Origin of the sequence: Pelagicoccus sp. SDUM812002, from assembly GCF_031127835.1 — a bacterium.
In the GTDB taxonomy this organism is placed as follows: domain Bacteria; phylum Verrucomicrobiota; class Verrucomicrobiia; order Opitutales; family Opitutaceae; genus Pelagicoccus.
Genome location: NZ_JARXHX010000019.1, coordinates 38,236 through 64,092, shown reverse-complemented (window position 1 = coordinate 64,092; position 25,857 = coordinate 38,236). Strand labels below are relative to the sequence as shown.

Genomic DNA, 25,857 nt, shown 5'->3' with positions numbered 1-25,857 from the left:
AGGTGATAGCCCCCGACGACACTGTTTTATGAAATGCTCCTCCCAAAACCTTGGTATAACTGCTTTTGCATCGATCAGTCTTTTCGCATCTAACTTGTTTGCAGCGGGGTTCGCGATCCAAGAACAGAGCATATCTGGCCTAGGAAACGCCTACGCGGGTGGCGCCGCGTCAGCGGAGGATGCATCCACAGTTTACTTCAACCCGGCTGGCATGTCTCTTATCGAGAAGCCACAGCTCCACGCTGGTATCCATTTTATCATGCCAGAGGCCGAATTTACTAATCTCGGCTCGACCACTCTAACGGCTCCGACTCAAGGAAGTGACGCGATTTCTGAAGAGGAGGCCTTGGTTCCGAATTTGTACTATGTAGCCCCGATGAATGACGACCTTGTTTGGGGTATCGGTATCTCTGCTCCTTTCGGGCTAACCACTGATTTCGAAGATGACTGGGTGGGTCGCTACGTGGCGAGGCGCACGGAGCTGAAAACGGTTCTGGTGAATCCCTCCCTAGCTTTCCGGGTGAACGACAAGCTCTCGATTGGGGGCGGTCTAGATTATGTTAAGGCTGACGCGGTTTTGAGCAATGCCATCGATATGGGTCTTGTCTTTTTGAACCAATTTCAATTGGGAGGAATTCCTGTCAATGCTCAGTCTTCTGCTCTAGCTGGGGACATCCAAGCGAACATGGGTGGTCCGAAATACGATGGCGGTCTTCGTTTGGAGGGAGATGGCGATGGCTGGGGGTTCAACGTAGGAGCCCTTTACGAAATGAACGAAGACTGGCGCCTGGGCGTGCACTATCGCTCCAAGGTCGAGTTAGGATTGTCAGGCCAAGCCGACTTTACGGTAGGAGCTTTGGAGAGCGTTCTGGGCGATGCCTTTGCGGACCAGGGCGGCGGGGTGGATATCAATCTTCCGGATACGCTTTCGATTTCGGTGTTTGGCAACGTGACTGAGAAGCTCTCACTTATGGCGGATGTCACCAATACTTCCTGGAGCGAATTCCAAGAGCTGCGCATTGAATTCGAAAATCCTTCGCCCCCAGCGAACGTGATCCCCGAGCTCTGGCAAGATGTGAGCAAATACAGTCTCGGCGCGTCCTATAAATTCAATGACAGGTTGATGGGGCGTTTCGGCCTCGCTTACGACGAATCACCTGTGCCGAACGACGAGGTTCGCTCGCCACGAATTCCGGACGAGGACCGCAAATGGATCTCCCTGGGATTATCAGTTGCCGCGACCAAGCAGCTCGATCTGCACTTCGCCTATCTTAGCATCATCGTCGACGACCCCATGATCGACAACACTAGTCACTCGGCAGGACAACGGCTTTACGGCAAGATTGATGCATCGGTTTCCTTGCTGAGCATGGGTTTGAGCAGACGATTTTAAAGCGACGACCCTCTTATTCGATAACCTGATTGTCTTTCCACTTACCGCTGCGGAAGCGGAGGCTAAAGATAACGCTCAAGCTGATCTGGTTTACCGCAAGGATGCTCCAAGCATAGTAGAGAGGAAGCCGGTAAACCTCGATGATGAGGATCGTCGGAATGATGACGAGAGTCACTGAGGTGACGGTCAGTATTCGCATGACAAACTTCGTATCGCCAGCGCCCTTCAAGGTACCGCTAGTTAGAATAACGAGCGCGTCGAAAAATGTAAAGAGGGCGACGAACTTCAGCAGGTTCGTGATGATTTGTAGAAGTTCTTCGGATGGCGGTTCTTGGCGGGCCAGGAAAAACGGCCCAATGAAGAGCAGTGGGAGAAAGAGGTAACAGGAGGCGGCGACTAGGTTGTAGGCAGTCGCTAGATGAATGGAGGAATAGGTCGCCTTTTCGGCGAGGTGGCTTTGCTTGCCTCCTTGATATTGCCCTACCAAAATTGTATTGGCAATTCCAAGGCCGACAAGCGGAAGCAGCCCGAGGAGGTGGATTTGGTGAGCGATATTGGTCGCTGCGGAATCGGCGATACCCAGACGACCGATCAGCATGATGAAGATAGTGAACCCGATGACGTCGAGGAAGAAGTGTATTCCTGCGGGAAAGCCATACTTCACCATTCGCCGGATCAGGTTTACCTCGAGTTTCCACGAACTCTTGGTCGCGTAAGCAGCGTCGTTGTGCCGGCTCAGGACGAGGAAGAAGTAGATGATGGATGCGACGGCTGAGCTAGCAAGCGTTGCGTAGCCGGCCCCTACGATACCGAGCTCAGGGAATCCCCAGTTTCCGAAAATCAAAGCATAGTCGAAGACCGTGTTCAGGAACATTGCCAAGAAATTGATCCAAACGATAGTCCAAGCGCGGCCTCTTCCTGAGTAGAAGCTGGAAAGCACAGCGTTGGTCAGGAAGAAGAAGGAGCAAAAGCTTAGGATCTTAAAATAGCTCGACTCCATTTCTTGGATACGAGGAGCGTGTCCGACTAATGCGAAGAATTCGTCAGCGAGGGGGGAGATCGCTGGCAAGGCGAGGGAGCCGATAATGCAAAGATAGAGTCCTTGCCAGATCGAGGCGCCTACCCGTTCGGGCCGGTTCGCTCCAGTATACTGAGCTACGAACGTGGAGGTATACATCGCCATGCCGAAGAAAGGGCAGATGAGGGTCCAGTGTAGCAGGCCAGCGGGTAGGGTCGCGGCGATCGCTTCATTGGAGTACCAGCTCAGCAGCATGCGGTCGATGAACAGCATGAGGGAGGTCGAGCCTGAGCTGACGATCAGCGGGAACGCGACTTTAAGGAGTTGGCGGTAGCCGGCTTCCCCTGGCCACCTAGCTTTGAAATCTGCGAGGAGCATGACTTTTTATTGGCCTAGGGAAAGCGGGGTGAAATGAAAGACAAATAAACGGGCCTGTTTTCGCTTTCTCGCTTCCAAACGAGCGGATTCCTTGTTGTACCTCCCAGAAAGATGAGACATGCTGCCGTTTTTTTCGCGTTCGTCTCCATGCCTGGTTGGCGAAGCCTTTATTAACTAACCCAGCGAATTCTCATAATGAATATCGAAACCAAGTGCCTGCACGCAGGGCAAGAACCTGATCCGACAACCAATTCACGAGGCGTTCCCGTCTATCGTACGACGTCCTACGTCTTCAACAATACCGAACACGCGGCGAACCTCTTTGCTCTGAAGGAGCTCGGAAATATCTACACCCGCATTATGAATCCAACCCAAGACGTGCTAGAGCAGCGCGTGGCGGCGTTGGAAGGCGGGGCCGCGGCCTTGGCTTTGGCCTCGGGAACGAGCGCGATATTCTATACGGTGATCAACATCGCTAAGGCGGGGGACAACATCGTTTCCGCAAACAATCTCTACGGCGGCACTTACACACAGTTCGCGAGTATCCTGCCAGACCTTGGAATTACCGTGAAGTTCGTCGATGCGAACGACCCGCAAAACGTTGCGGACGCGATCGACGAGAACACGCGTGGAGTCTTCTGCGAAAGCGTGGGTAATCCTGGCCTCGACGTCACAGATATAGCCGCCTTGGCGGACGTGGCGCACGCCAAGGACTTGCCGCTCATCGTAGATGCGACTTTTTCCACGCCCTACCTGAACCGACCGATAGAGCACGGGGCGGACATCGTCGTGCACTCGCTCACTAAGTGGCTTGGCGGTCACGGCGCGGGTATTGGCGGCATCGTGGTCGACTCCGGCAAATTCAATTGGGCCAACGGGAAGTTCCCGCTCTATGATCAGCCTGACGAATCCTACCATGGTCTACGCTGGGGCCACGATTTGCCTGAGCCTTTGGCCGCGCTCGCCTTCATCCTACGTATGCGCACCGTGCCTCTCCGCAACTTAGGAGCTTGTATATCCCCCGACAATGCTTGGATCATTCTGCAAGGAATCGAGACCTTGCACCTACGCATGGAGCGTCATTGCGAAAACTCATTAGCTGTTGCTAAGCATCTGCAGGCCTCCGATGCGGTCGAGTGGGTCAAGTATCCAGGTCTTGAAGACAATCCCAACTACGCCAAAGCTCAGAAGTACCTCGACGGCAAAGGCGGTTCCATGGTCGTTTTTGGCATCAAGGGTGGGGCTGCAGCGGGTTCGAAGTTCATCGATTCGCTCAAGCTCTTCAGCCATCTCGCCAATGTGGGCGACGCCAAGAGTTTGGCGATCCACCCTGCGACGACGACTCACAGCCAGCTTTCGGTCGAGCAGCAAGCTTCCGGTGGAATTACACCGGAGCTCATCCGCCTCTCTGTCGGCATCGAAAGTATCGAGGACATCATTGCCGATATCGATCAAGCGATCGCGGCGGCAGGCGTGTAAGCGAAGTCGGCGCTTAAACAAGCCATTTCGAACTCAGGTACGCTATCTTCGGGTAGCGTACCTTTTTGTTGGCTTGCGCTCACTATTTCGCAGACGAGTGTTCGACGGATGCAGCCGTACCACTGGATTCCTTTGCTCAATGCCGTGATCTACACGGTCGGGGCTTTGTGCCTGAAGCGGGCGACAACCCATGGTATCGGTCCGTGGCGGACGACTTTTATCTCCAATCTCGCCCTGTTTCTGGTGGCTTTTCCTCTCTGGTTTTTCGGAAAGCCTGTCGAGTCGATCGACGCTTTGGTCATGCCTTTGATGGTTGGAATCGCGTTTTTTGGGGGGCAGTTGCTGACTTGCTTGGCGATCCATCGAGGGGATGTGAGTTTGCTTACGCCGTTGCTTGGAACGAAGACGGTTTTCATTGCTTTGATCGTTTCGATCGGCCTCGGGGAGAGCTTATCTCCCTCGGTTTGGAAAGGTGCGGTTTTGAGCGCGGTTGCGATCCTGCTGATGCGGGGAGGAGGTTCTGTGGACAAACGCAAGGTTATGCTAACGATTGTCCTGGGAGTGGGGAGCGCCTTGAGTTTCGCGGGAGCGGATTCGCTGCTCGCGGCCTTTGGAAGCGACCTAGGGTTTCACAAAATGGTAGCCGGCATGTTTTCCTCGGTGATGCTGTGTTCCTTTGGCCTCGTACCGCTCTTCAAGTCGAATATGCGGGCAATCAGTCCGGTGACCTGGAAGTGGATGGGCCTAGGCGCACTGCTGATGGCGGTACAGGCGGGTTTGATGGCTTTTGTTCTGAGCACTTATGGTAGAGCTACCGTCGTCAACATCATGTACAGCTCTCGTGGGATATGGAGCGTGGTCCTCGTTTGGTGGATTGGCCATTGGTTTTCAAATGAAGAGCAGCACTTGGGGAGAGGGGTGTTGATTCGTCGCTTTTTGGGATCCGCGCTCCTCTTAGCGGCAATCCTTTCCGTCGTCGAGTGAAGCTCGCCCGAGAATTCCCTGTCTTGGTCACGCCTTGGTTTGGATACGAAAAAGCCCTCCGCCAGGGGCGGAAGGCTAGTTTTCAAATAGAAATCGTTAGCTTGCTCTAGGTGGTAGCCGCCTTTTGCACCTTGCTACGCATCGCGAAGAGAATACCGAAAGCGACGACTAGTATGGCAGGGAAAATCATGATGTTTCCAAGGGTAGCTTGACCCGCTGTGAGTTCGATGTCCTCTGGGCTCACTCCAGCTGCGATCGCATCGGTGCGAGCGGAGTCAATCCAGCTGCCGATGACTGGATTCCAGATACTTACGGAGAACATTCCAGCTCCTCCCATGAGAGACATTCCAAGAGCGCCGGTCTTCGGTTGGTATTCGCCGATAAAGCCGATCATAGTTGGCCAGAAGTAGCAGACGCCGATCGCGAATACCGCAGTGGCGAGGTAGATCATATTGCCTCCAGCCACGCTGAGCAGATAGATACCAAAGGTTGCGATGATCGAGGAAAGGAGCAAAACGCCGATCGGGTTGAGCTTGTGAACGACGGGACCAGCAAACTGTCGGCCGAGGGCCATGAGACCTGTGCCCAAGGCGAGGATGATCATAGGCGAAGCTCCGCTTTCGGAAAGGAGGCGGTCCACCCATTGTTGTGGGCCGAATTCCGAAATCGCGGTCAGAGTCATGCACAGGATCATGAACAGATAGAGGGGAGAGAACAGGCTTCTAACGTTCATACCTGTGTCTGTTTCAATGTTCTCTGAAGCTGGGAAGTCTTGGGAGAAGACATAGATTCCGTAGAGAATGGTCGGGATCAGCATGATCGCTATTTGGAGCTGCCAGCCTAGGGAGGCGTCGGTCATGAACTTGGAGGCCAGAGCTCCGATCACGATACCACCTGGGAACCAAACGTGGAAGCGGTTGAGCATCGTGGTGGTATTTTTTGGATACATGTCCGCGATGAGAGGGTTACAAGCAGCCTCAACCGAACCATTAGCGAATCCGATGAGGAAAGTAGAAATGAGTAAGCTCCAGAAGCCGCCTGCGTAGATTGTGAGCAGTAGGCCAGCGAGGTGACCCACGAAGGCGATGATCATCAGCTTTTTGGCGCCAAGGTAGTTGTAGGCGAGTCCCAAGACCATCATGGCCACAGGAAAGCCGAGGAACGCCATGGAATTGACCCAGCCCAATTGGGTGTCGCTGAGGCCAAAGTCGGTGGCGAGTTCCGACAGGATGCCTGCGCGGATGGCGAAGGTCATCGCGGTCACGATCAAGGCGAGACAGCTCGCTGTGAACAGTTTGGAGGGATTTATGTTACTCATAGAAGATTGCTCGACGCAGTTAGGTTCAGTTGAGGGATCAAATCAGGTTAAAGCTTTTGGTCGGGTAAGGACTGGGGCGGCTGATCAATTGATTGTTTGGGGGATTTTGTCGCAGTCGGGGAGTGTCGCTCGGCAGTGAGACGTGACGCACTAGTTGCGGCAAAGACAGACACGATTATGAAAATTGTGTAAGTGTCCACAACTAAGACACTAAACGAGCCACTCGACCGTTAAGATTGATCCTCGGTAGAGCGAAATCGGAAAGGGCGATTAGCGGAAAGGATTCTCCTCCGTAAATTGAATACGGATGAATTTCCTCCTTAAAATCATTGACAAAGGGGGGACCCGATGAAACTTAGTGCTCCTCTTTTTTAGGATGGTGGTAGTAGCTCAGTTGGTTAGAGCACCGGATTGTGATTCCGGGGGTCGCCGGTTCGAGTCCGGTTTATCACCCCATCCTGAGAAAAAAGCCGAGCTTTCATAGTCTCGGCTTTTTTTGTGCCCGGTCGGACCCCTGCAGCGAGGGGCGCTTTTCCTTCGACGCTGCAGCGCTTGACCTAGCGCAGCGGATTCTCCATGGCTTTGGCGATGAATCGTATCGAGTCTGCATTTTCCAAAGCTAAGTCTGATGGGCGCTCTGCCTTTGTTTCCTACGTTTGCGCCGGCGACCCGGATATCGATACCTCTCTGGAAGTGTGTCGTACGTTGATCAAAAGTGGTGTCGACGTGATGGAGCTCGGTGTTCCGTTCTCCGATCCTTTAGCGGACGGGCTTACCAATCAACTGGCAGCCCAACGCGCCCTCGAAGCCGGCACCACTCAAGCAGATGTATTCGAGCTGGTTCGAAACATCCGGAAGGAAAACGACGAAGTCCCCATCGTCTTCTACACTTACTACAATTTGATGTTCAGCAACGGGCTCGACCAGTATATCACGGATGCGAAAGCTGCTGGAGTGGATGGGCTTCTGGTTCTCGATTTGCCTCCCGAGGAAGCGGAAGAGCACATGGATTCGTGCGAAAAGCATGGCATGAAGACGGTGTTCCTTATCGCTCCGACGACTCCGTCTTCGAGGGTTGGACACATAGCCAAGTATGCGACGGGGTTCATCTACTACGTTTCGCGCACCGGAGTCACGGGCGTCCGAGAGGATCTAGCGGACGATTTGAAGGAAATGGTCGGGATGATCCGCAAGGCAACTGACAAGCCTTTGGTCGTGGGGTTCGGCGTATCAAAGCGGGAGCAAGTAAGGACGATATGCGAATTGGCTGATGGTGTGGTAGTGGGTAGCGCTATTGTGAATACAATTAAAGAAAACCTCGGAGATCCGTCGACGATGACCGCTCGGATGGGCGAGCTCGTGAGCGATCTGGTCGCAGGGACCAAGGTCCGCTAGGTGTTTGTTGTTTTGGGATGCCGGTTTGATTTGAGCAGGGTCCGCCTTAGTCTTCCTTTCTGATGTTTGTTGAGATTTTCACTATCTGTGATGCGGCCACCGATTATGGGGGACGTCTCAACATATTGGGTGCCTTTGAGGGAATCGCCGCGCCTGTAGCGCCGGTGCAAAAGGAACGTTGCTCCTTAGCGGTTCGCATGAGGTTTGACGCTAGCGAGTCCGGAGAGCACAAGATCGAAGTGAATATCACGGACGAAGACGGAAACGCGATCGGTCCTACGATGTCAGCTCGAGTGCGCGTGAAGATCCTGGATGGTCGCGCAAGCGGAGCCCAAAATTTGGTGCTCAATATCAGTGGGATGCGGTTTCCTCGCTTCGGCACCTACGACATCAGGTTGAGCGTCGATGGAGAAAGCAGAAGCAGTCTTCCGCTTCTTGTTGCTCAGACGCAGAAGCGAAATCGGATGCGCGGGACGATGGAGAATTGATCTTGGAATACTGGCGCCGGCTAATGATTGGTGTCACCTTTGGCGTCTAGTTGTCTAGCGAGAACCGCTCTATCCTCCGTGGGCATCTGACAAACGAAGTTTTCGCAGACGAACACGGTTGCGGAATTGTCGTAGGATCTAGCAGTTTGAATGAATCCCAGGTGCTTGCCTAGATAGGCTTGTCCCTCTGCTTGGTCAGCGTAGAGCAGGACGCGAGCGGGGAGCAGTCGACTATTCACCTCCGAAAGCATCATCTGTACGGAGTCGGATTTAGGGTCGCCGGCGATTACGATCTGTAGCGGTTTTCTTGCTACATAGAGTATAGCCTCGCGAAGAGTGGGATAGGTCGTTCCGTTTTGCTGCAGCTCCGCTGCGAAGGAGGAGATGGCATTCTCGGCCTGTGTTTGCAGACCGGAGTCGTCAAAGAACTGTGAGAGTCGCGCTAGATTTTTTGCGCTGACAGCATTAGGCGAGGGAAGGGCTGAATCCGATGGCCGTTTACTTCGGTTGAATACGATGTCTTCGGTGGCCTCGAAAAGGAAATAGCCGCCGTCCGTTGTATCCAAAAACTTGTTGTCGAATGCGGTTTGCAGAGTGCGGGCTTTTTGAATCCAGCGGTAGTCAGCAGTCGCTTCATACAACTCGAGAAGCCCTTCGATCAGAAAAGCGTAGTCTTCCGCGAAGCCTGCTACGGAGGAGGCTTCTTCTCGGTAAAGCCGAGACAGTACGTTCGATTTTTCGTCGTAGAGTTCTTCGAATATAAACTCGGCTGCGGCGATTGCTTGTTGGGTGTAGTCTGGACGATCAAAAACCAGTCCTGCACGAGCGAAGGAAGAAATAGCGAGGCCATTCCAAGAGGTTATGATCTTGTCGTCGAGGTGTGGTCGCTCGCGTCTCTCCCGTGCAGAGCGGAGTGTTTCAAGACCACTTTGGAGCCAACCTTTTTCCTCGGCGGATGTGGGTTTGCTGGTAACACGAAGCGTGTTGTAACCATCGAAAATGTCTCGTGGAAAGTTACCGTAGGGAGCGTTGCCGGCAGCCTTGATTCCGAAATACTCGATCAGGAAATTGCGTTGATCGGGGTCTTCGAAAAGGGTTTCGAAGTCGCTGGTCGTCCAGAGGTAATAAGCGCCTTCCCGTTTTGCATCAGGTTTGTCGGGGTCGGGGCTCTCAGCATCCTCGGCGCTGTAGAATCCACCTCGTTTGTCACGCAAATCGGTTTTGACATAATCGAGCGTATCCATGGCTGCGCTACGGTAACGCGTCTCGCCAGTGAGTTGCCAGGCATCTATCAAGGCGTTTGCTATCAGTGCCTGGTCGTAGAGCATCTTTTCGAAGTGCGGAAGTTTCCACCCCGCGTCCACAGTGTAGCGGTGGAAGCCCCCTCCGACTTGGTCGTGGATTCCCCCTGTGATCATGGCTTCAAGGGTCTCGAGAGCTAGTCGCTGAGCAGTTGCTCGGTCCTCCTGATGGAGGTTAGGTGTGGCTGCGGCTCGTAAAAGCAGGCTCAGACTGTTGGCGCTGGGAAACTTTTCGCCAGTTCCAAACCCCTTATGTTCCTCGTCGTAAGCGAAGAGGTACGAGGAGACGGCTTCTGTGACGCGGTCCAAGGAGAGAGCTGAGTCACTGTCGGAGGCTTCAGGACCACGGTCGTTCTTATTCAAAGTCTCTAGGATTGACTGACTACGAGCAAGCAAACCGTCTGGGTCCTCTTGCCAGAATCCGTTGATCTCGGTAACGATTGGTAGGAACCCCCTCCCGCGGCGCGGGTCGTCGCGAGGCGGAAAATAGGTACCGCCGAAAAAAGGTTTCTTGTCTGGGGTCAGCCAAACATTCAGTGGCCAACCTCCATGGCCGGTGAGGCTTTGCACGAAGTTCATATAGACGCTGTCGATATCTGGCCTCTCTTCGCGGTCGACCTTGATGCAGACGTAGTTTTCGTTTAGATACGCGGCAATCTCGGTGTCGGAGAATGATTCGCGATTCATCACGTGGCACCAATGGCAAGTCGAGTAGCCGATTGATACGAAGACCAGCTTATTCTCAGCTTGAGCTTTTGAGAAAGCTTCCTCGCCCCAAGGGTACCAGTCGACTGGGTTGTCTGCGTGCTGCAGGAGATAGGGGGACTGCGAATCGCTCAGCCTATTCGCGAAAAGCGCCAATGGAGATGCGTGAAACGCAATGAAGAAGAGTGCTATAAGACGAAGCATGTAGATGCGAAACTGGCCTGTCGGAGACAGGCCAGCAAGGGGGAATTAGTTCGTTCGAGATTCCAGTATCGATCTATCGAGCGGCGAGCTGGTCGTTCTGCTCAATCAGCTGGAAGTTTTTGTTACTGTCGATATTGCTTTGGCTTTGGCTTCCATCGGGCCAGGTTATTTCAATTCTCTCAGGTTTCAGCGAATCAGTGACTCCAAGGTAGATGCAGGCTTCGTTCTGAGAGAGGTAGCCCGAATTTCCACTGAGCTCGAAGGCACGTTTGGAAGCATCCGAATAGACAACCAATATCTCAGCTCCGAGCGCTTGCGGATTCCCCGGGGTTGCGGAACGAAGGCTGATCGCCATGGATTTGTGGCTCGTTTCGCCGGTATTGAGGTAAGCTTGGATCGCGTTGTTCGGCCGACTCGTAAGCAGGTCCGGCCAACCGTCCGAGTTCAAGTCTGCGACTGCCATGCCGCGTGCCTCGTCTTCGATGAAGATACCGCTCTCGTCTGCTTCGGCTCCGCGAAAACTGCCAGTACCATCACCGATGAGGAGAAGTCCGATCCCTCCATCGTAGCGTCCGGTTTCGACCTGGGGCCCGTTAAAGTTTTGGGCCAGGGCTAGGTCGATGTTTCCGTCTCCGTTGAAATCTGCCGCGGCGATGCCGTATATCGGTGCGATCTGAGCTACGCGAGGGAGGTGTTTGAAGCTAAATGCCTTTTGGGGACCGTTATTGATGAATATCCCACTTCCCAGCTCAGTCGCTTCTTTGACCAACGATTCCTGCAGCTTTTCGGGTGCGTATACCGACTCCAAGCTAGCAGCTCCGAAATCGTGGAAGGTCGGGAACTTCTCGGCGATGGAAGGCATCGCTCGAGAACTGCAGCTTCGACCGCGCACGGGCAGGAGGTTGTCGCCTTCGTACTTCGCTTCGACGACGTTACACTTTCCAGTGCCTTCGAAGTCGTTGAAGTAGATGCGAAAGGGGTGAGCGGAATTGGCTTTGTACTTGGTGTTGAAACCAAGGTTTCCTGCGACGTAATCGATGTCCCCGTCGTTATCGACGTCGGCCGCGGTCAGCGAATTCCACCAACCTTTCAGGTTTCCGAGACCCTTGTCGTGAGTCGATTCCGTGAGCTTGCCGCTACGGTTCTCGAAATATCTGGGGGCTTCGAGCTCCGCGAGAACGAGCAGGTCTCTTGATGATAAGCCTTGGGCGTTTGTCCAAAGAGCCGCCGTGACCATGCCGGACTCAGCGAGACCAGGAGCGACTTCGTCCGTCACATCGACCAAGACACCGCCATCGTTTCGAAGAAGGGCGCTGCGAGGGGCTCGTGGGTATTCTCCTGGAACGACTCGCCCGCCAACAAAAAGGTCGATGTCTCCGTCTGCGTCAAAGTCTGCAGCGGCCACGACTGAGTTACTGGAAGAGACGGGGTTGAATTCACTGGCGTCTGCCTCAGCGAACCGTCCGTTTCCAACATTTAAATACAAGCTGTCGCTGAGGGAACTGTCTCCGGCTTCCGTCTCGACGCTCCCGGAGGAGACGTAGAGGTCGAGCAGCCCGTCGCGATTTAGGTCAACCCAGAGAGGAGCCATTTCTTCGGTCTGGATCTTCTTATCCCAAGGTTGAGCACTTGCGTCTTTCGAATAGTGCCCTTTCCCATTGTTCAGGTAGAGGGCTCCGGCCTGGCCTGCTGCTCCCGAGAAGTAGATATCAGAGTCGCCATCTGAATCGGCGTCGCCGATTGCGATCCCGCCGCCCAAGGTGTTCATGCGGTGCGGAAGAAGTGGCTGGCGAACCATATCGTCGAAGGTCTCCTCTTTGTGCTCGAAATCCAGACCGAGCGTGTTAGCGCTCTCAGCGAAGAGTCCTTTGACTGTGGTGATCGATTCTTTTGCAGGCGATGGACTCGGGCCTGTGTCGGGCTCTTGGATACGGATGCGTTGCTGTGCGGGGATATCGTTAAACGTCTGAACGCTGCCGCTTGGCCAATATACGGTGAGGGATTTAGCGGTGGTGTCGCCACCGAGTCCGAAGTGAGCGATTGCTTGGGAAGAAGAAAGGACACCTCGTGCTACGGTGAGCTTACGGATTTGGGTACCCTGGCTGGTCTCGAGGACGACCTGGGCTCCGATGCCGTGGCTATTGCTGCGAGTCCCATCTAGTTCGATGACAAGCGAGTTGCTTTGGCTATCGTTGCGGTAGAAGGATAGCTCATCCTCGTAGTTGGCGTAAACGAGATCTAGGTCGCCGTCATTATCGAAGTCAGCAGAAACGGATCCGAAGGAAACGCCTTCGTGTTCTAAGCCCCATTCGCTGGTAACCTTCGAGAAATGTAGCGTATCCGCTCCATCATTACGAAAGGCTAGATTTTTCTCGCGAAGGACAGGACTGTTTTTAACGAGGGCGATGACCTGGCGCTTCGATTGGAGACTCTTGATCTTGTTCACCATGTCGGAGTCCGTGAAGGAACGAACCATGCCGTTGGTGACGTGCAGGTCGAGCCAACCGTCGTTATCGAAATCTTCGAAGCGGGTAGACCATGTCCAGTCCGTACTGGAGAGGCCGGTCATCTTGGCAACTTCCATGAATCGGTGGGTGCCGGAGTTGAGGAAGACCGCATTTTTCATGTACTGCGGCGTTACTTGGGCATCGAAGTAGTCTACCCATCCTCCCATGTCGCCCATGGTGACTTTCGACTTGAAGTGGGTCGTGTTGGCCATGTCGGCGGTGAGGAGGTCGAGTCGGCCGTCGTTGTTGATGTCGCCAAAATCAGACCCCATCGAATACCATGCGGTATGAGGGAGGGCTAGGTCAGTAATGTCTGTGAACGTTCCGTCGCCATTGTTCTTATACAGGTGGTCGGGCGCTTCGAAATCGTTTGATACATACAGGTCTGGCCACTGGTCGCCATTGGCATCCCACCAAGTGGCGGAGTGTCCCTTTCCCCGATCGTCTGCGATGCCTGCCGCACCTGTGGCTTCCTTGAAGGTACCGTCGCCTTGGTTTTGGAAGAGCAGGTCGGGCTCGCCTTCCGGATTTCCGGTTGCGTCGAGAACGTTGGTGAGGAGGAAGAGGTCGAGGTCGCCGTCACGGTCGTAGTCCTCGAATGCCCCGATGACGCTGCCAGATTGGACAGCGATTCCAGCTGCCGCTGCCGCCTCGGTGAATTTCCCGTTTCCGTCGTTTATGTAGAGCAGGTTGGGGGCATCGAATTGGCAGACGTAAAGGTCGAGGTCGCCGTCGTTATCGATATCGGCGAAGGAGCAACCTGTTCCCCAAGACTCGCCTCCCATCACACCTGATTGGGCGGCTATGTCGACGAATTGCAGGGGAGCGACTTGGCGGTAGAGGCGGTTGGGTCCCGTCTTTGTGACGGCGAAAAGGTCGACGAGTCCATCGCCGTCGATATCGCCTGCAGCCAAACCTGTCCCGACGGCACCACCTTGAAACTCGCCATACTTTTCGCCCCACATCTCGGGATCTGCATACGCGTTCTTGCCGGCCAGGCCGATTTCACCCGGCGTCAGCTTACTGAAGAGAGTTTCACCTGCTGGCGTGCTTCGAGGGGCGAGTGGTGCTTTTTCAAAGTCTGCAAGGAGACACGATGGAAGGAGCAACCCTGCGAGGATCAAGGGAAGTTTATTCATAGTAGGGTAAGTTCGGAGTAGTCCTAAAAAGGTAAGGGAAAGGCGTCTGTATGGAAGAGTAAACCCGGCTCAAATGTGTCTATAACGAAGCGTTATGAAGCCTATTACACAACCAGTATTGCGAAAGTAATGGGCTGCATTTGCCTGCGGACACGGCGATTTCCGCTCGCCGGAAGTTCGCTGACTAGAACACTCCGTAGCTTTTGACGGCTTCGGCGACTTTTAGGAATCCCGCGACGTTGGCCCCGAAGACGTAATCCTCTGTGCGGCGATACTTGTTGGCGTAGAAGACGCAGTCGTTGTGTATATTTGCCATTATGGCTTTCAGGCGGTCGTCGACCTGCGCGAAAGACCAGTTTTGCAGGGCTGCGTTTTGCTGCATCTCGAGAGCTGAAACGGCGACTCCGCCGGCATTGGCTGCTTTGCCCGGAGCGAAGAGTGTTCCCTTCTCGCGAAGTAGGGCGATGGCTTCGGGAGTGGTTGGCATGTTGGCCCCTTCGATGACCGCTTGGCATCCATTTTCGAGCAATGCCTTGGCATCTTCGAGGGCTAGCTCGTTCTGGGTCGCGCAAGGGAAGGCCACTTCGCAGGGAAAATTCCAAACCTTCTGTTGCTCGAAAAATTTCGACCCGTGGCGTCGATTTGAATACTCAGATATTCGAGCGCGTTCGACTTCCTTCAAAGCGGTTACGATATCAAGGTCAATCCCCGCTGGATCGTGTACGCAGCCGGTGGAATCGGACATTGCCATGACTTTGCCGCCAAGCTCTTGGATTTTTCGGGCACAGTAGATGGCGACGTTGCCGGAGCCAGACACGACGCAATGCTTTCCCTTCAGGCTGTCTTGGCGGGTAGCTAGCATTTCGGCTGCGAAGTAAACGGCGCCGTATCCGGTGGCTTCTTTACGGGCGAGAGATCCGCCGAGGCCGACTTGCTTGCCAGTGAGAACGCCGTGGGCGAAACGTTTGGTGAGCCGTTTGTATTGGCCGGCCAAATACCCGATTTCGCGGGCCCCGACGCCGATGTCGCCTGCGGGCACGTCGGTGTCTTCTCCTACGAAGTGGTAGAGTTCGCTCATGAAGGCTTGGCAAAAGCGCATGACTTCTCCGTCGGACTTGCCCTTGGGGTCGAAGTCGGAGCCTCCCTTTCCGCCGCCGATGCCGAGGCCGGTGAGGCTGTTCTTGAAGATTTGCTCGAAAGCGAGAAATTTGATGACGTCGAGCTCGACCGAAGGATGAAAACGCATGCCACCCTTGTAGGGGCCGAGGGCGGAGGAGAAGCCGACTCGGTATCCCCGGTTGACTTGGATACACCCTTGGTCGTCGACCCAAGTTACGCGAAACATGATCTGGCGCTCCGGTTCGGAGATTCGTTCCAAGATAGCGTTCGCTTCGATTTCTGGGATCTCGTGGAGCAGCGGCTCGAGCGATTCGAAAACTTCCGTGACCGCTTGTTTAAATAAGGCTTGGGACGGGTTTCGATCCGTTAACGTTTCGAGGGATCGGTGCAAATATGAGCTCATGGGGTGTCTATCTCGGGTGATGCGAATTGTCTGGGAAATGTACTAGCTTAGTCTGAGCCCATGCATGCGCAAGTGGCGGATCACAAAGCAGTAAGCTCAAATCGAGCTATTACTTTCTAATTATACGAATCGGGCCGCATATTGCTTGAGTGCATCGCGGAAATGCCAAGAGTTGGGGTTGAGCTGCCATCCCCAGATTGGCAGCCCTTTGATTCTTAGCCATTTATGCGTAGGAATTCGGCAATATTAAATCAACCGAGCGGAGGTTCGAGCAGAGGCTCGTTCTACCGCACCAAGCGGCGCGACTTCGTGCTGCCGTTCTTGGCGGCGGCCTTGGTGTTGCTAGGAAGTTTCCGCCTTGTTGGTTTCTCGGATTTGGGTTTTGCGGAAAACGTATCCAAATTTCAAATCAGCTTCGGGTTCATCGCCCTCGGATACCTGCTATCGTGGCACTTTGCGAAGCGCCTGACTTGGCTGATGCTGCTTGTCGCTGCGGTGGCGCGTATCGCGATGCTGCCAGTCGAAACGGGGGATCTGCTGAACCGTCGCCTTTGGGACAGCAAGATCTTGGCTGCGGAGCACAATCCTTACGAATTGGCGCCTAGCGCAGACAGGTTGGTGCCTTTTCGCGGAGACCATTGGGAGTCGGTGCGAGACAAGGACAGGCCGTCCCGCTATCTGCCCGGGCTGCTTTGGGTGTACAGCGCGTTCGACGAATTGGGAGATCCGCAAAATTGGTTCAAATCGCTGCTGGTGGTTTTTGACTTAGCCCTTTGCTTGCTTTTCGCCTTGAGGTTTGGAGCGGATAGAGCGGCGCTTTATGCTTGGAATCCGCTTGTGATTTATGCGGTCGGGGGACTTGGCATCGACTATTGCCTGTACCTGCTGCCGTTTGTAGCGGGCTACCTTATTTGGGAATTTTGGATAGATCAGAAGGGGGGCGTTTCTGCAATAAAGGCCTCGGGTGGTATCGGCAGCGCTCTCGGGCAACTGGTATGCGTGGCTGCGCTTTTGATGGGAATCGGAGCCGCTATGAACGTGCTGATGGTGCCGGGCTTGCTTTGGTTGATTTGGCATGTCTTGAAACGTAGCGGCATACGAGCAGGACTTGTGACTTTGGTCTTTGCAGCGGCTCCGCTGGTCCTCTCATTGATGTGGGCGTCGATTTCGCTGAATGTAGATTTTTCTAAGATCATAGCTCCGGAATTTGGTCCCGGGGAGCGTAGTATATCCCTTATTCCGGCGATGATCTCATTCGTCACGGGTTTTCAGATCAGCCCTATCTTTTTCCTCTCGATCCTCTGTCTGGCCACGGTTTGGATGGTGCACGCTTGCGAGAGTCTCGAGCGTTTCATGTCCTTTTACCTTGTTTGGACGATCGCTTTGGCGACGACAGTTTATCCGTGGAGTATTCTGATGTTGGCGATAGTGGGCGTGGGACAAGGGAACTACGTCTTTCGAGTGACGAGCTTGTCGATGTTTGCCTATTTCGGTGCGTATCGAATATTTGGAGACACCGATGTTTGGTCAATGCCTTGGACTTTGCAGGTGCTCATATGGTTGCCGTTCCTGATCGCCGCGTGCCATTACACAATCGGCAGTCGAACCAAGCATGGCTTCTACGTCCACCGTTTCTAGGGGCGTTGCGTTGGTAGGGATGACGGTTGAACTCCGACACGAAAAACGCGAGCCGGTTGGGCTCGCGTTTGTAGTTGGAAACTTGCTTGAGAGGACGCGGCGGATACGCGTATCTCCTTTAATCCGCGGAGACGGTACGCAACTGGATTGAGTCGATAACGGAGTCGGATGCGAGAATGTCGGACACGACTACGATTTTGTCTCCAGGGATGAGGTACCCCATCTTTTTGAGGTGCTTCATAGCGCGGCTGACGGTGGCGTCCGGCTCGGTGCAGAAGATCATCTCGAAAGGGATCACGCCATGGTGCATGCGAAGCTGCTTGATGGTGTCGTGAGAGTTCGAGAAGGCAAAGATGGGAGAGCGCTCAGGACGAAGAGCGGATACGCCCTTGGCCATGTTGCCGCTACGGGTGAAGCAAATAATGGCGACGGCGTTGAGCTCATTTGCCATGACGACGGCGGAGTGCTGGATCTTGGCCTTGTCGCTGTTGAGCGAGAAGTGCTTCGCAAACCTAGTCTTCTCACCGTTTCGGTCGACCTCGGTGGATATCTTAGTGATGGCGTCCACGCATTCTTCAGGGTACTGGCCGATGGTTGTCTCGCCGGAAAGCATGACGCAGTCTGCTTCCTCGAGTACCGCGTTGGCGACATCTGACACCTCGGCTCGGGTAGGCATAGGGCTACTGATCATGGACTCGAGCATGTGAGTCGCAATGATAACGGGCTTTCCGAGGGTGAGGCAGGCTTTTACGGCCTTGCGCTGGATGGTCGGCAAAGTTTCGAAAGGACACTCGATTCCGAGGTCTCCGCGGGCTACCATGAGTCCGTCGCAATCCTGCACGATACTGTGCAGGTTCGAGATCGCCGACTGGTCTTCGATCTTAGCGATAATGAGCGATCGGTGGGCTCCGTTTGTGTCGAGGAAGTCGCGCAAGAGTTGCAGGTCCGAGCTCTCGCGAACGAAGGAAAGGGCGTAGAAATCCACGCCCTCCTCGATTCCGACTCGGGTGTCGTTGCGGTCCTTCTCGGTGAGGGCGGGCAGGTTGACCTTGACCCCTGGAAGGTTGATGTGACGGCGGCTGGTGAGTTCACCGGGGATCAGTACCTTGCAGCGGATGCGGTTGTTGATCTTTTCAAGAACTTCGAGACGGATGAGGCCGTTGTCCACGAGGACGATGGAGCCGACTTCGACGTCGTTGATCAGCTCCGCGTAGTTAACGTCTACGGACCGAATTTCTTCGCCGCTGCTGCCTCTGGCATCTTCGCCACCAGGCTTGATGGTGAAGTCGAAGGTTTCGCCTTCTCGTAGCTCGATAGGTGCTTCCAGGTCGCCGGTCCGGACCTCTGGACCTTTGACGTCCATCATGATGGGGATATGGCGGTTAAGGCGTTCTCCCACCTTACGGACGCGACGGACTACTTTTCGTACGTAGTCGTGGTCGGCGTGCGCCATGTTGATGCGGCAAATGTCGACGTAATGTTCGCCGATTAAGCTTTCGAGCATCTCTTCACTGTCGGTCGCTGGACCGATGGTGAAGATGATTTTTGTGCGTCGAGGGATGCGATGTGAGTCCTGATACATGATGTATGAGTTCTGGGTTTGAAGAGTGTTTGTTTAGATTTTCACCTTAGCCGCTCGAGGCAAGGTGTGGGATGTGGCCTTCGCGCGCCGGAACCGCAATCGAGGAAAGCAGGCGTAGCCTACACGGCGTCGAGGGCACAGCCCGAGCCTGAGTGGATCGTCTCGATGTGGAAGGACGCGTTTTGGCGCAGTTCTGCGAAGGTAGAGTCTACAGCAGCGGAACTATTGCAGTCGCTGCTCAAATGGGCGAGGTAAACGCGGTTCCACCTGGGGAGCTCGATCGATGTGAGCAGGTCCTTGGCCGCGGAGTTAGATAGATGGCCATGGCGGCCACTTATTCTTTGTTTGAGAGCCCAAGGGCGACGAGTGTCATCTTGAAGCATTTGGTCGTCGTAGTTGGATTCGACCACGAGGGTGTCGACGTCCTGGATACGCTGGGCTATGTTTTGAGGAGCGAATCCTAGGTCCGTAACCCAGGCCATACGCTTGATAGGCGAGAAAAGGTCGTCCCCACGTCCGGAGGTAAACTTGAAGCCGACCGGGTCGTGGGCGTCGTGGGGGATGGAGAAGCTTTCGACTGTAATGTCGCGAAACTCGAACTGGGTTCCGGTTTGGAATAAGGCCCAATTGGGTCTATTCTTCAGTTTCGGCTGGATAGCTTTTGCGGTGAGAGGATTGGCGAAGATCTTGGGACCGAAACGCTTGGAGAATGTGGATATGCCGGCGATGTGGTCGCTATGCTCGTGAGTCACGAAAATGGCGTCGATTTCCTCCGGCTTAACGTCGCGTTCCTCAAGCATGCCGCAGATCCGCTTGCAGCTGAATCCAGCGTCGATCAGCACCTTGCAATTCTCCGTGAGCAACAGGCCGGCATTGCCGGAGCTGGAGCTACCAAGGATGGAGAATTGCATAGTCATGAGGAATTTTGGGCGGATTAGGTATTAGAGTATTGAATTATGGAAACCAAAAATGAACTCCAGCCTTCTTCAGCATAACTGTTAAGCAGAAATTAGTTTAGCTTACGTATGGTAAAACGCGGGCTTTCTACCGTATTCACTTCGAAATGGAGTCGCTTGCGAAAAAGCGGCAAGTGCTCGTCTTGCCGGTGGCTGACGAAAAGCAAGGTCGTGCGTTTGAGTCGGGCGAGCCGCTTCAAGCAAGCGAGCACCAAGTGGCGGTTGAGGTCGTCCAAACCTTGGGTGGGTTCGTCCAAAATGACGAGCGGCGGTTGCTTGACCAGAGCCCGAGCGATGAGGACGAGTCTCTGCTGCCCGTAGGAAAGGGAGCGGAAAGGGCGAGTTGAGTGGGCTTCTAGATCGAAGAGGGCAAGCCACTGTCGTGACGCAGTTCGCTCGGCGAGAGTGGGCTGCTCGTAGAGCCCGATACTGTCATGAAACCCGGATAGGACGGCGCTATCAACGGAACAGCTCACGCGGTAGTCTCGGTGCAGTGCCGGGGACACGTAACCGATGTGCCGTTTGATGTCCCAAATGCTCTCCCCGGATCCACGGCGATAACCGAAGATTTCGATGTGATTGGTATAGCACTGAGGATGATCGCCGGTTAGTAGGGCGAGCAGGGTGGACTTTCCACAGCCGTTTGGGCCAGTTATCAAGGTGTGATCACCGTCTTGGAGAGTCCAATCGAGTCCTTCGAATTGCGTTGCGTCACTGTAGTTAACGCAAACGCCTATTAGCCTAACAATAGGGTCGGGAACCTGAATATCCGTCTTGGGAGGTTCAGGCAAATGAACCATGGGTTTGTGCACGGACGTGGAGATTTCGGTAAAAGCCTTGGATTGCAGCACTTCGTAGCGGGGACCCTTGGCGACGAGTTTTCCGTCCTGCAGCAGGGCAATGTGGCTGACCCAAGGGGCGATATCTTCGATTCGATTTACGAGGAGCAGAATGCGTTGGCCTTCCTTGACGAGTAGCTCGAAAAGGGCTGAGCATTCTGCGTAGGCTTGTATGTCTAAGGCATCGAAAGGTTCGTCGAGAATGAGAAGGTCCGGTTTCGACAACCAGTGGACTAAGATTTGCACGCGTCGCAGCTCGCCGCTGGAGAATAGACGGCAACCTCGGTCGAGTAAGGCAGAAATGCCGAATCGCTGTGCTTGCTCGCGAGCCTCCGATTCTGTGGCGCCGGATTCGAGCAGTAGTTCGAGTCCGGTGGAGCCGTGGTCTTGGCGGTCGAGGAAGTCGCTTTCGTCCTGAGCGAGCTGATCTTCGTATTGCGACTGTAGGGTCTCAAAACCTACCCAAGCCGCGTTTTTAGGAGCATCGTCGAGCTCAACCAAACCTTTGACGTCCTCTCCGCATAATACCGCGGCGAGTTGGCTTTTGCCGGAGGCATTGTTACCCAGCACGCACCAAGTTTCCTCTGCTTGGAGGGTCCAATCGCTGAGGTGAAGGGTGGAGGTTTTGAGATTTTGGATACGCACGACCGAAGGATTAATCGACTGGTGCGGCGTAGGTTGGCAAGACCTGCTGAAAAGGGAAGCTTGGAGCTGATTTCACCAGCCTTCAAAACGTGACACTGTCACCGCTGGCGAGCTGCAGGTGGACTTCGGTCGCTTGCCGCAAAGTGTGACCGTGTAGGTTGAGTAAGGGATGTGACGCTTGCTTGACTTGAAAAGGCGGATTGGAGCAAGCGTATTTAGGGTAGCGTATTCAGCATACGACTATGCAGCGTGAGTGAATTTTTCCTGCCCACTGATGTCTCCCGCGGCGTAGACGGGTTTGTTGCTGGTACGTTGGTATTCGTCGACCGTCACTCCTTTCTTGGTAGACTTAATACCGGTTGCTTCAAGGGTGAGCGATTCGACATTTGGAAGTCTTCCCGTCGCGACGAGGATTCTATCGACCTCGATGGCCGAAATAGCGACCGCGTGGCGATGGTTGAGGTGGACTTTCTCTTTTACCCTAGTTAAGCGCATACCCTAGCGGTTCTCTGGCGGGTATCTTCATGGGCTGGTCCTAGCGTATTCATATCCTGAATCATTTGAGAAGAAGTAGCCTTGGGCTTTGCTTGTGAGCCACTTACTCCATGGTAATAATACCGCGTTTAACCGCCGCTAGGATAGCTTGTATCCGATCAGAGACTCGGAGTTTGGAGAGGATATTAGTGACGTGAACCTTTACAGTGCCCTCCGCGAGATTGAGTTCGCTGGCTATTTCCTTATTGCTACAGCCGCGGGCGACGAGCGTGAGAACCTCCAGCTCGCGGGTTGATAGTTGAGAACCGATGCGACTGGTCAAGCGGGCTGAGATTTCCTCTGGCATGTACTGCACGCCGCTGTGAACTTTGCGAATCCCGTCCAGAAGTCGCTCGAGGGGCATTTCCTTAACCACGAAGCCGCTTGCTCCTTCTCGAAAAGCCTGAAGAACTTCGTCCCCGCTTGCGTAGTTGCTGAAGACGAGAATCTTAGAACCTGGATGAGCCTTTTTGAGAATTCGGATCGCGTCCAAACCGCCCATTTCTGGCATTCGTAGATCCATGACAACTACATCAGGCGCGACTTTTTCGTAGACATCTACGGCCTCGGTCCCGTTTTCAGCTTCACCGACTATCTCCATGTCAGATTCTCCGTTTGCCGCTGTGACGAGGCCCATGCGCAGGACGATATGGTCGTCGACGAGAAGGATGCGTATCTTGCTTTCTTGGTCCATTTTAACGGTGAGAGTCCGAGGGGGTCACGTCGATACGGATGGTCGAGCCATGTTGCGGGTCGCTCTCGATGAAGAGGTTGCCGCCGATTTTGGCTGCTCTGGATTTCATGCCGCGCAGGCCGAAGTGGCCGAAACCGCCGTTGAGAGTTTTGGACTTGTCAAAGCCTTTGCCGTTGTCGGCTATTTCCAGTGAGACCCTGTCTTTCTCGAAGTCGAGCTGTACCGTGATTTTGGAGGCCTCGGCATGCTTTATCGAATTAGTAGCAGCTTCTTGCGCGATCCGGAGGAGGTGGTGCTGAGTGCTGGCTCCGAGCTCGAAGCGAGCGCCTTGCGATCTGAACTCGATTTCTGGCCCTCCCGAGCTGACGAGGCTCACCATCTTTTTCAAGGCGGTAGCGAGATCTGAATTTTCTAGAAGAGGAGACTCCAAGCCCCAGACCGCCTGCTGCACCTCGTGGCGGGTAAACGAGACCATGTTTTTTGCGACGGCGAGGCGGGAATGAACAGCATCGACTAGGTCGGGTAGCTTGAGAGTGGCTTCGATCTGTAGGGCAAGGCCGCTGAGGCCTTGCTGGACGCTGTCGTGGATCTCGCTGGCCAGACGGTTGCGTTCGGAGAGCACGGCGGCCTTGCGTTCCTTCTCGTTGAGTTTTTCCAATGTATCCCGGAGCTCTTCGGTTCGCTCGTGGACAAGGGCTTCCAGTTCGGCATGGCGACGTTTGCTACGGGTGGCTAACGCGAGTGCGATGAGCGCGATCAGGAAGGCTGAAAGTGTCCAGTACGAGAAATAGGCGAAACTGGTTCGGTACCAAGGTGGAGCGATGGTGAAGCTAGCGAAGCTTCGCTCTCCTAGGACTTGCTTGGAATCTACCATCGAAGCGGAGAGCTGGTATTCCCCTTCCTTGAGTTTAGTGAGCGAGATGAGTGACTCGGTGCTGCTCACAGACCAGTCGGTGGCTCGGTTGGACATTTCAAACTGGTAGATCGGAGTATTGGCGGAGGCGTAGCTACCAGCGAAGTAGTGGAATTCCAAGTCGTTGCGAGCGAAGGGGATCTCTTCTGGAATACTATTTGTTTCGAAAACTGAATACAGAAGCGTTCGGTCGCTTATGTCTATTATGGATACGAGCGTAGGGAGGAACGGGGCCGGGCTTTTCGCGGCCCGATTCCCGTCGACATGGTAGAGAGTTGATCCGTTGGAGACCCAGATTTCGGTTCCGTCAGATAGGTGGATGACGGGGACGTGATCGCGTATCGTCCGGTAGGAATCAAAGTCGAGATGGAAGGTGCCTTGGCGTTCCTCAATGGTGCATATGCCATTTTCGTGAGCTGCCCAAACGATCCCGTTTTGATCTTTGACAGGGCGGAAAACGGTGAAGCCGGCGCTGTCTAGCAGGCGCTGTAGATGGAGAGTCTCGACGAAGGATTCGGTAGTCTCGTCAAAATAGAGCCGTTTCCCTTCTAGGCCTGAGAGCACTGCAATCTCGTCGACGACCCCGATATGCACCCAAGAGGCGTTCTCCCAAGGGAAATCTTCGAAAACTTGTTTTCTGATTTCACCTTCGCGAATGGATAGGCGGGCGGCTCGATTCTTGCCCAGTTCTATCCAAACGGAATTTTTGGCGGCTAGGCATATGAAAGGGAATCCCACTCCGGTGATGCGTGGTGTCGGTTCGAACCACCGCACTCCGTCCCACCTCAAGGTTGCAATCTGATCGCGACCGATAGCGAGGAAATCCGACTCTCCCTGTTCCAAAATTCGAACGACCTCGATGTCTCTAATCAAATGATCGAGCGTGTCATTGTTTCTTACGTACACACCGTCTCGGTTCCCCATCAATATTTGGCCGTCCATTTCGGCGGCGGCCAGGACGCCGTCGGGTGGCTGAAGTGCGGTAGGCTGGTAGCGAGGAGCTAAGCTCAGTTCAGCGGGAGCTAGCTCGTAAAGGACACGGTGCGAGACGATGAGAGAGCTTCCTTCTTTCTCAACGATGTGGGGCCAGCTTACGGTGATCCCGGAGCGCTGATCGAGTATGGTGACGGGGTCGTTGTATAGTATTTTCTGTATGTCGCTTTCGGATACGACCCAAAGGACTCCGTTTTCTCGGGCAGCTAGGTCGTTGATGCGATGGTACTCGGAAGCGGTGAGGGCTTGCAGGCATTTCCCATTAGGGCTGAGAACGAACAGTCCTCGATTGTCGATGGCCACTGCTAGGTTTCCGTCGGGCAGCTTCAGTAGGTTGGAGATCTGCGTTTTTTGCTGGACACCTAGTTCGTTGGGCCACGCTTCGAATTGCCGATTTTCGTATGAAACGAAGGTGTAGTCGGTAGTGCTGAAAATGGTCTGCCCATTTTTTAGAGCGGCCACTCCGAAGGGGACGATAAGCTCCTTCGGTTCGGTTTGCAGAGGGATAAGCCTCTCTTCCTCGATGCTGATCTCGCACAGACCTTGGCTATGGGTTGATGCATAGGCGATCCCTTCGATCACGAAGATGCGTACAAGATCGGGAGCTTCGATGTAGGTGTTCGTTTGCGAGGGCCGATTCCAGTGCACGATACCGTTAATGCCGGCGAAGTAAGCTCCGTCTCCGACGGGTAGGACCATATCGAAGTTCGTTGCATCGACCCAAGACGGGACAGAGCGGTCGCGGAATGAGAGCCTTTGTAGTGTGCCGTCTAAGCCTCGCTCCAGAAAGCCCCACGCAGCCAGACCGCCAAAGTAGGTGTGACCCTCGCTATCTGTGGTGGCGTACATTTCGGTCCGGGAGAGCTGGTTCTCGTCGAGGAGATCGCTCCAGGAAGAGTCGTTGAGCACAACGTACTTATTGTTGTCGACGGCGGCGAGACGACCTATCGGGTCGAAGTCGAGTTGAACGCTGCGGGAGACGCCAACTTCCTCCAAAGGATAGGAGCGCTTAAACGGGATGCCTACCTCCGGGCTGGCTGAGATATGGGAAGGCTTAACCAACAAGGCCGCCAGCAAGGCAAGGCAGAGAAGGGACACAGTTCGACTGGCTGACAACCCTCTCAAAATAAGGATTTCGTTGGATCGTCGAAGGGCTGGCTGCATTTGAAGGAGCGGGGTAGGGTAGGTGAGAGCTTGATAAACTTTGTTTGAGGCTACGGCGAGAGGTAGCT

The 25,857-nt window shown here is 54.4% G+C and carries 17 protein-coding genes and 1 tRNA gene; 7 read left to right on the top strand and 11 right to left on the bottom strand.

The window, feature by feature from the left end:
- Positions 1–28: 28 nt before the first annotated feature.
- Positions 29–1,393, top strand: coding sequence for an outer membrane protein transport protein (locus tag QEH53_RS19860; protein WP_309024968.1), 1,365 nt, complete (start codon positions 29–31; stop codon positions 1,391–1,393).
- Positions 1,394–1,406: 13 nt separating this feature from the next.
- Here QEH53_RS19860 and QEH53_RS19855 read toward each other — a convergent pair whose 3' ends face one another.
- Positions 1,407–2,789 carry an MATE family efflux transporter gene (locus QEH53_RS19855; protein ID WP_309024967.1) on the bottom strand — a complete coding sequence of 461 codons (1,383 nt, stop codon included), beginning with the start codon at positions 2,787–2,789 and terminating at the stop codon, positions 1,407–1,409.
- Between the two features lie 195 nt (positions 2,790–2,984).
- Here QEH53_RS19855 and QEH53_RS19850 point away from each other — a divergent pair, with 195 nt between their 5' ends.
- A complete protein-coding gene (locus QEH53_RS19850) occupies positions 2,985–4,268 on the top strand; it encodes an O-acetylhomoserine aminocarboxypropyltransferase/cysteine synthase (RefSeq protein ID WP_309024966.1) in 1,284 nt (427 codons plus the stop codon).
- A gap of 108 nt (positions 4,269–4,376) precedes the next feature.
- Positions 4,377–5,252, top strand: coding sequence for a DMT family transporter (locus QEH53_RS19845; RefSeq protein WP_309024965.1), 876 nt, complete (start codon positions 4,377–4,379; stop codon positions 5,250–5,252).
- 106 nt (positions 5,253–5,358) lie between these two features.
- Here the strand turns inward: QEH53_RS19845 and QEH53_RS19840 are convergent, their stop codons facing one another.
- A complete protein-coding gene (locus tag QEH53_RS19840; protein ID WP_309024964.1) occupies positions 5,359–6,570 on the bottom strand; it encodes an MFS transporter in 1,212 nt (403 codons plus the stop codon).
- 379 nt (positions 6,571–6,949) lie between these two features.
- Here QEH53_RS19840 and QEH53_RS19835 point away from each other — a divergent pair.
- The 3 genes from QEH53_RS19835 (at position 6,950) to QEH53_RS19825 (ending at position 8,453) form a co-directional block, all read left to right on the top strand.
- Positions 6,950–7,026 (top strand) — tRNA-His (locus QEH53_RS19835).
- Between the two features lie 132 nt (positions 7,027–7,158).
- A complete protein-coding gene (gene trpA, locus QEH53_RS19830) occupies positions 7,159–7,965 on the top strand; it encodes a tryptophan synthase subunit alpha (protein ID WP_309024963.1) in 807 nt (268 codons plus the stop codon).
- A 62-nt stretch (positions 7,966–8,027) separates the two neighbouring features.
- On the top strand, positions 8,028–8,453 hold the full coding sequence (locus QEH53_RS19825) for a hypothetical protein (protein ID WP_309024962.1): 426 nt from the start codon (positions 8,028–8,030) through the stop codon (positions 8,451–8,453).
- Between the two features lie 20 nt (positions 8,454–8,473).
- Here QEH53_RS19825 and QEH53_RS19820 read toward each other — a convergent pair whose 3' ends face one another.
- From QEH53_RS19820 to gdhA, 3 genes are all read right to left on the bottom strand, one after another.
- Positions 8,474–10,663, bottom strand: coding sequence for a thioredoxin domain-containing protein (locus tag QEH53_RS19820; RefSeq protein ID WP_309024961.1), 2,190 nt, complete (start codon positions 10,661–10,663; stop codon positions 8,474–8,476).
- 73 nt (positions 10,664–10,736) lie between these two features.
- Positions 10,737–14,309 carry an FG-GAP-like repeat-containing protein gene (locus QEH53_RS19815; RefSeq protein WP_309024960.1) on the bottom strand — a complete coding sequence of 1,191 codons (3,573 nt, stop codon included), beginning with the start codon at positions 14,307–14,309 and terminating at the stop codon, positions 10,737–10,739.
- Positions 14,310–14,493: 184 nt separating this feature from the next.
- The gene (gdhA, locus tag QEH53_RS19810) at positions 14,494–15,831 is read right to left on the bottom strand and encodes an NADP-specific glutamate dehydrogenase (RefSeq protein ID WP_309024959.1); all 1,338 of its coding nucleotides are present in this window, start codon (positions 15,829–15,831) and stop codon (positions 14,494–14,496) included.
- Between the two features lie 225 nt (positions 15,832–16,056).
- Between gdhA and QEH53_RS19805 the strand changes: the two genes are divergently transcribed.
- Entirely contained in the window at positions 16,057–17,469 is a 1,413-nt protein-coding gene (locus tag QEH53_RS19805; RefSeq protein WP_309024958.1) for a hypothetical protein, read from the top strand.
- A gap of 118 nt (positions 17,470–17,587) precedes the next feature.
- Here the strand turns inward: QEH53_RS19805 and pyk are convergent, their stop codons facing one another.
- From pyk to QEH53_RS19775, 6 genes are all read right to left on the bottom strand, one after another.
- Positions 17,588–19,051, bottom strand: coding sequence for a pyruvate kinase (gene pyk, locus QEH53_RS19800; RefSeq protein ID WP_309024957.1), 1,464 nt, complete (start codon positions 19,049–19,051; stop codon positions 17,588–17,590).
- A gap of 119 nt (positions 19,052–19,170) precedes the next feature.
- Entirely contained in the window at positions 19,171–19,962 is a 792-nt protein-coding gene (locus QEH53_RS19795; RefSeq protein WP_309024956.1) for an MBL fold metallo-hydrolase, read from the bottom strand.
- Between the two features lie 98 nt (positions 19,963–20,060).
- Entirely contained in the window at positions 20,061–21,491 is a 1,431-nt protein-coding gene (locus QEH53_RS19790) for an ATP-binding cassette domain-containing protein (RefSeq protein WP_309024955.1), read from the bottom strand.
- Positions 21,492–21,731: 240 nt separating this feature from the next.
- Complete coding sequence (locus QEH53_RS19785) at positions 21,732–21,986, bottom strand: FAD-dependent oxidoreductase (protein ID WP_309024954.1); 255 nt, start codon at positions 21,984–21,986, stop codon at positions 21,732–21,734.
- Between the two features lie 103 nt (positions 21,987–22,089).
- Positions 22,090–22,719 (bottom strand): response regulator transcription factor, encoded by a 630-nt coding sequence (locus QEH53_RS19780; protein WP_309024953.1) that lies wholly within the window; start codon positions 22,717–22,719, stop codon positions 22,090–22,092.
- A gap of 1 nt (position 22,720) precedes the next feature.
- Positions 22,721–25,789, bottom strand: coding sequence for a sensor histidine kinase (locus QEH53_RS19775; protein ID WP_309024952.1), 3,069 nt, complete (start codon positions 25,787–25,789; stop codon positions 22,721–22,723).
- Positions 25,790–25,857: the final 68 nt, after the last annotated feature.

Coding starts and splice junctions, on each gene's coding strand:
- QEH53_RS19780 (WP_309024953.1), bottom strand. CDS start 22,719: ATGGACCAAGAAAGCAAGATACGCATCCTTCTCGTCGACGACCATATC.
- QEH53_RS19840 (WP_309024964.1), bottom strand. CDS start 6,570: ATGAGTAACATAAATCCCTCCAAACTGTTCACAGCGAGCTGTCTCGCC.
- QEH53_RS19860 (WP_309024968.1), top strand. CDS start 29: ATGAAATGCTCCTCCCAAAACCTTGGTATAACTGCTTTTGCATCGATC.
- gdhA (WP_309024959.1), bottom strand. CDS start 15,831: ATGAGCTCATATTTGCACCGATCCCTCGAAACGTTAACGGATCGAAAC.
- QEH53_RS19845 (WP_309024965.1), top strand. CDS start 4,377: ATGCAGCCGTACCACTGGATTCCTTTGCTCAATGCCGTGATCTACACG.
- QEH53_RS19775 (WP_309024952.1), bottom strand. CDS start 25,789: ATGCAGCCAGCCCTTCGACGATCCAACGAAATCCTTATTTTGAGAGGG.
- QEH53_RS19805 (WP_309024958.1), top strand. CDS start 16,057: ATGCGTAGGAATTCGGCAATATTAAATCAACCGAGCGGAGGTTCGAGC.
- QEH53_RS19850 (WP_309024966.1), top strand. CDS start 2,985: ATGAATATCGAAACCAAGTGCCTGCACGCAGGGCAAGAACCTGATCCG.
- QEH53_RS19815 (WP_309024960.1), bottom strand. CDS start 14,309: ATGAATAAACTTCCCTTGATCCTCGCAGGGTTGCTCCTTCCATCGTGT.
- QEH53_RS19825 (WP_309024962.1), top strand. CDS start 8,028: ATGTTTGTTGAGATTTTCACTATCTGTGATGCGGCCACCGATTATGGG.
- QEH53_RS19820 (WP_309024961.1), bottom strand. CDS start 10,663: ATGCTTCGTCTTATAGCACTCTTCTTCATTGCGTTTCACGCATCTCCA.
- trpA (WP_309024963.1), top strand. CDS start 7,159: ATGAATCGTATCGAGTCTGCATTTTCCAAAGCTAAGTCTGATGGGCGC.
- QEH53_RS19785 (WP_309024954.1), bottom strand. CDS start 21,986: ATGCGCTTAACTAGGGTAAAAGAGAAAGTCCACCTCAACCATCGCCAC.
- QEH53_RS19855 (WP_309024967.1), bottom strand. CDS start 2,789: ATGCTCCTCGCAGATTTCAAAGCTAGGTGGCCAGGGGAAGCCGGCTAC.
- pyk (WP_309024957.1), bottom strand. CDS start 19,051: ATGTATCAGGACTCACATCGCATCCCTCGACGCACAAAAATCATCTTC.
- QEH53_RS19795 (WP_309024956.1), bottom strand. CDS start 19,962: ATGCAATTCTCCATCCTTGGTAGCTCCAGCTCCGGCAATGCCGGCCTG.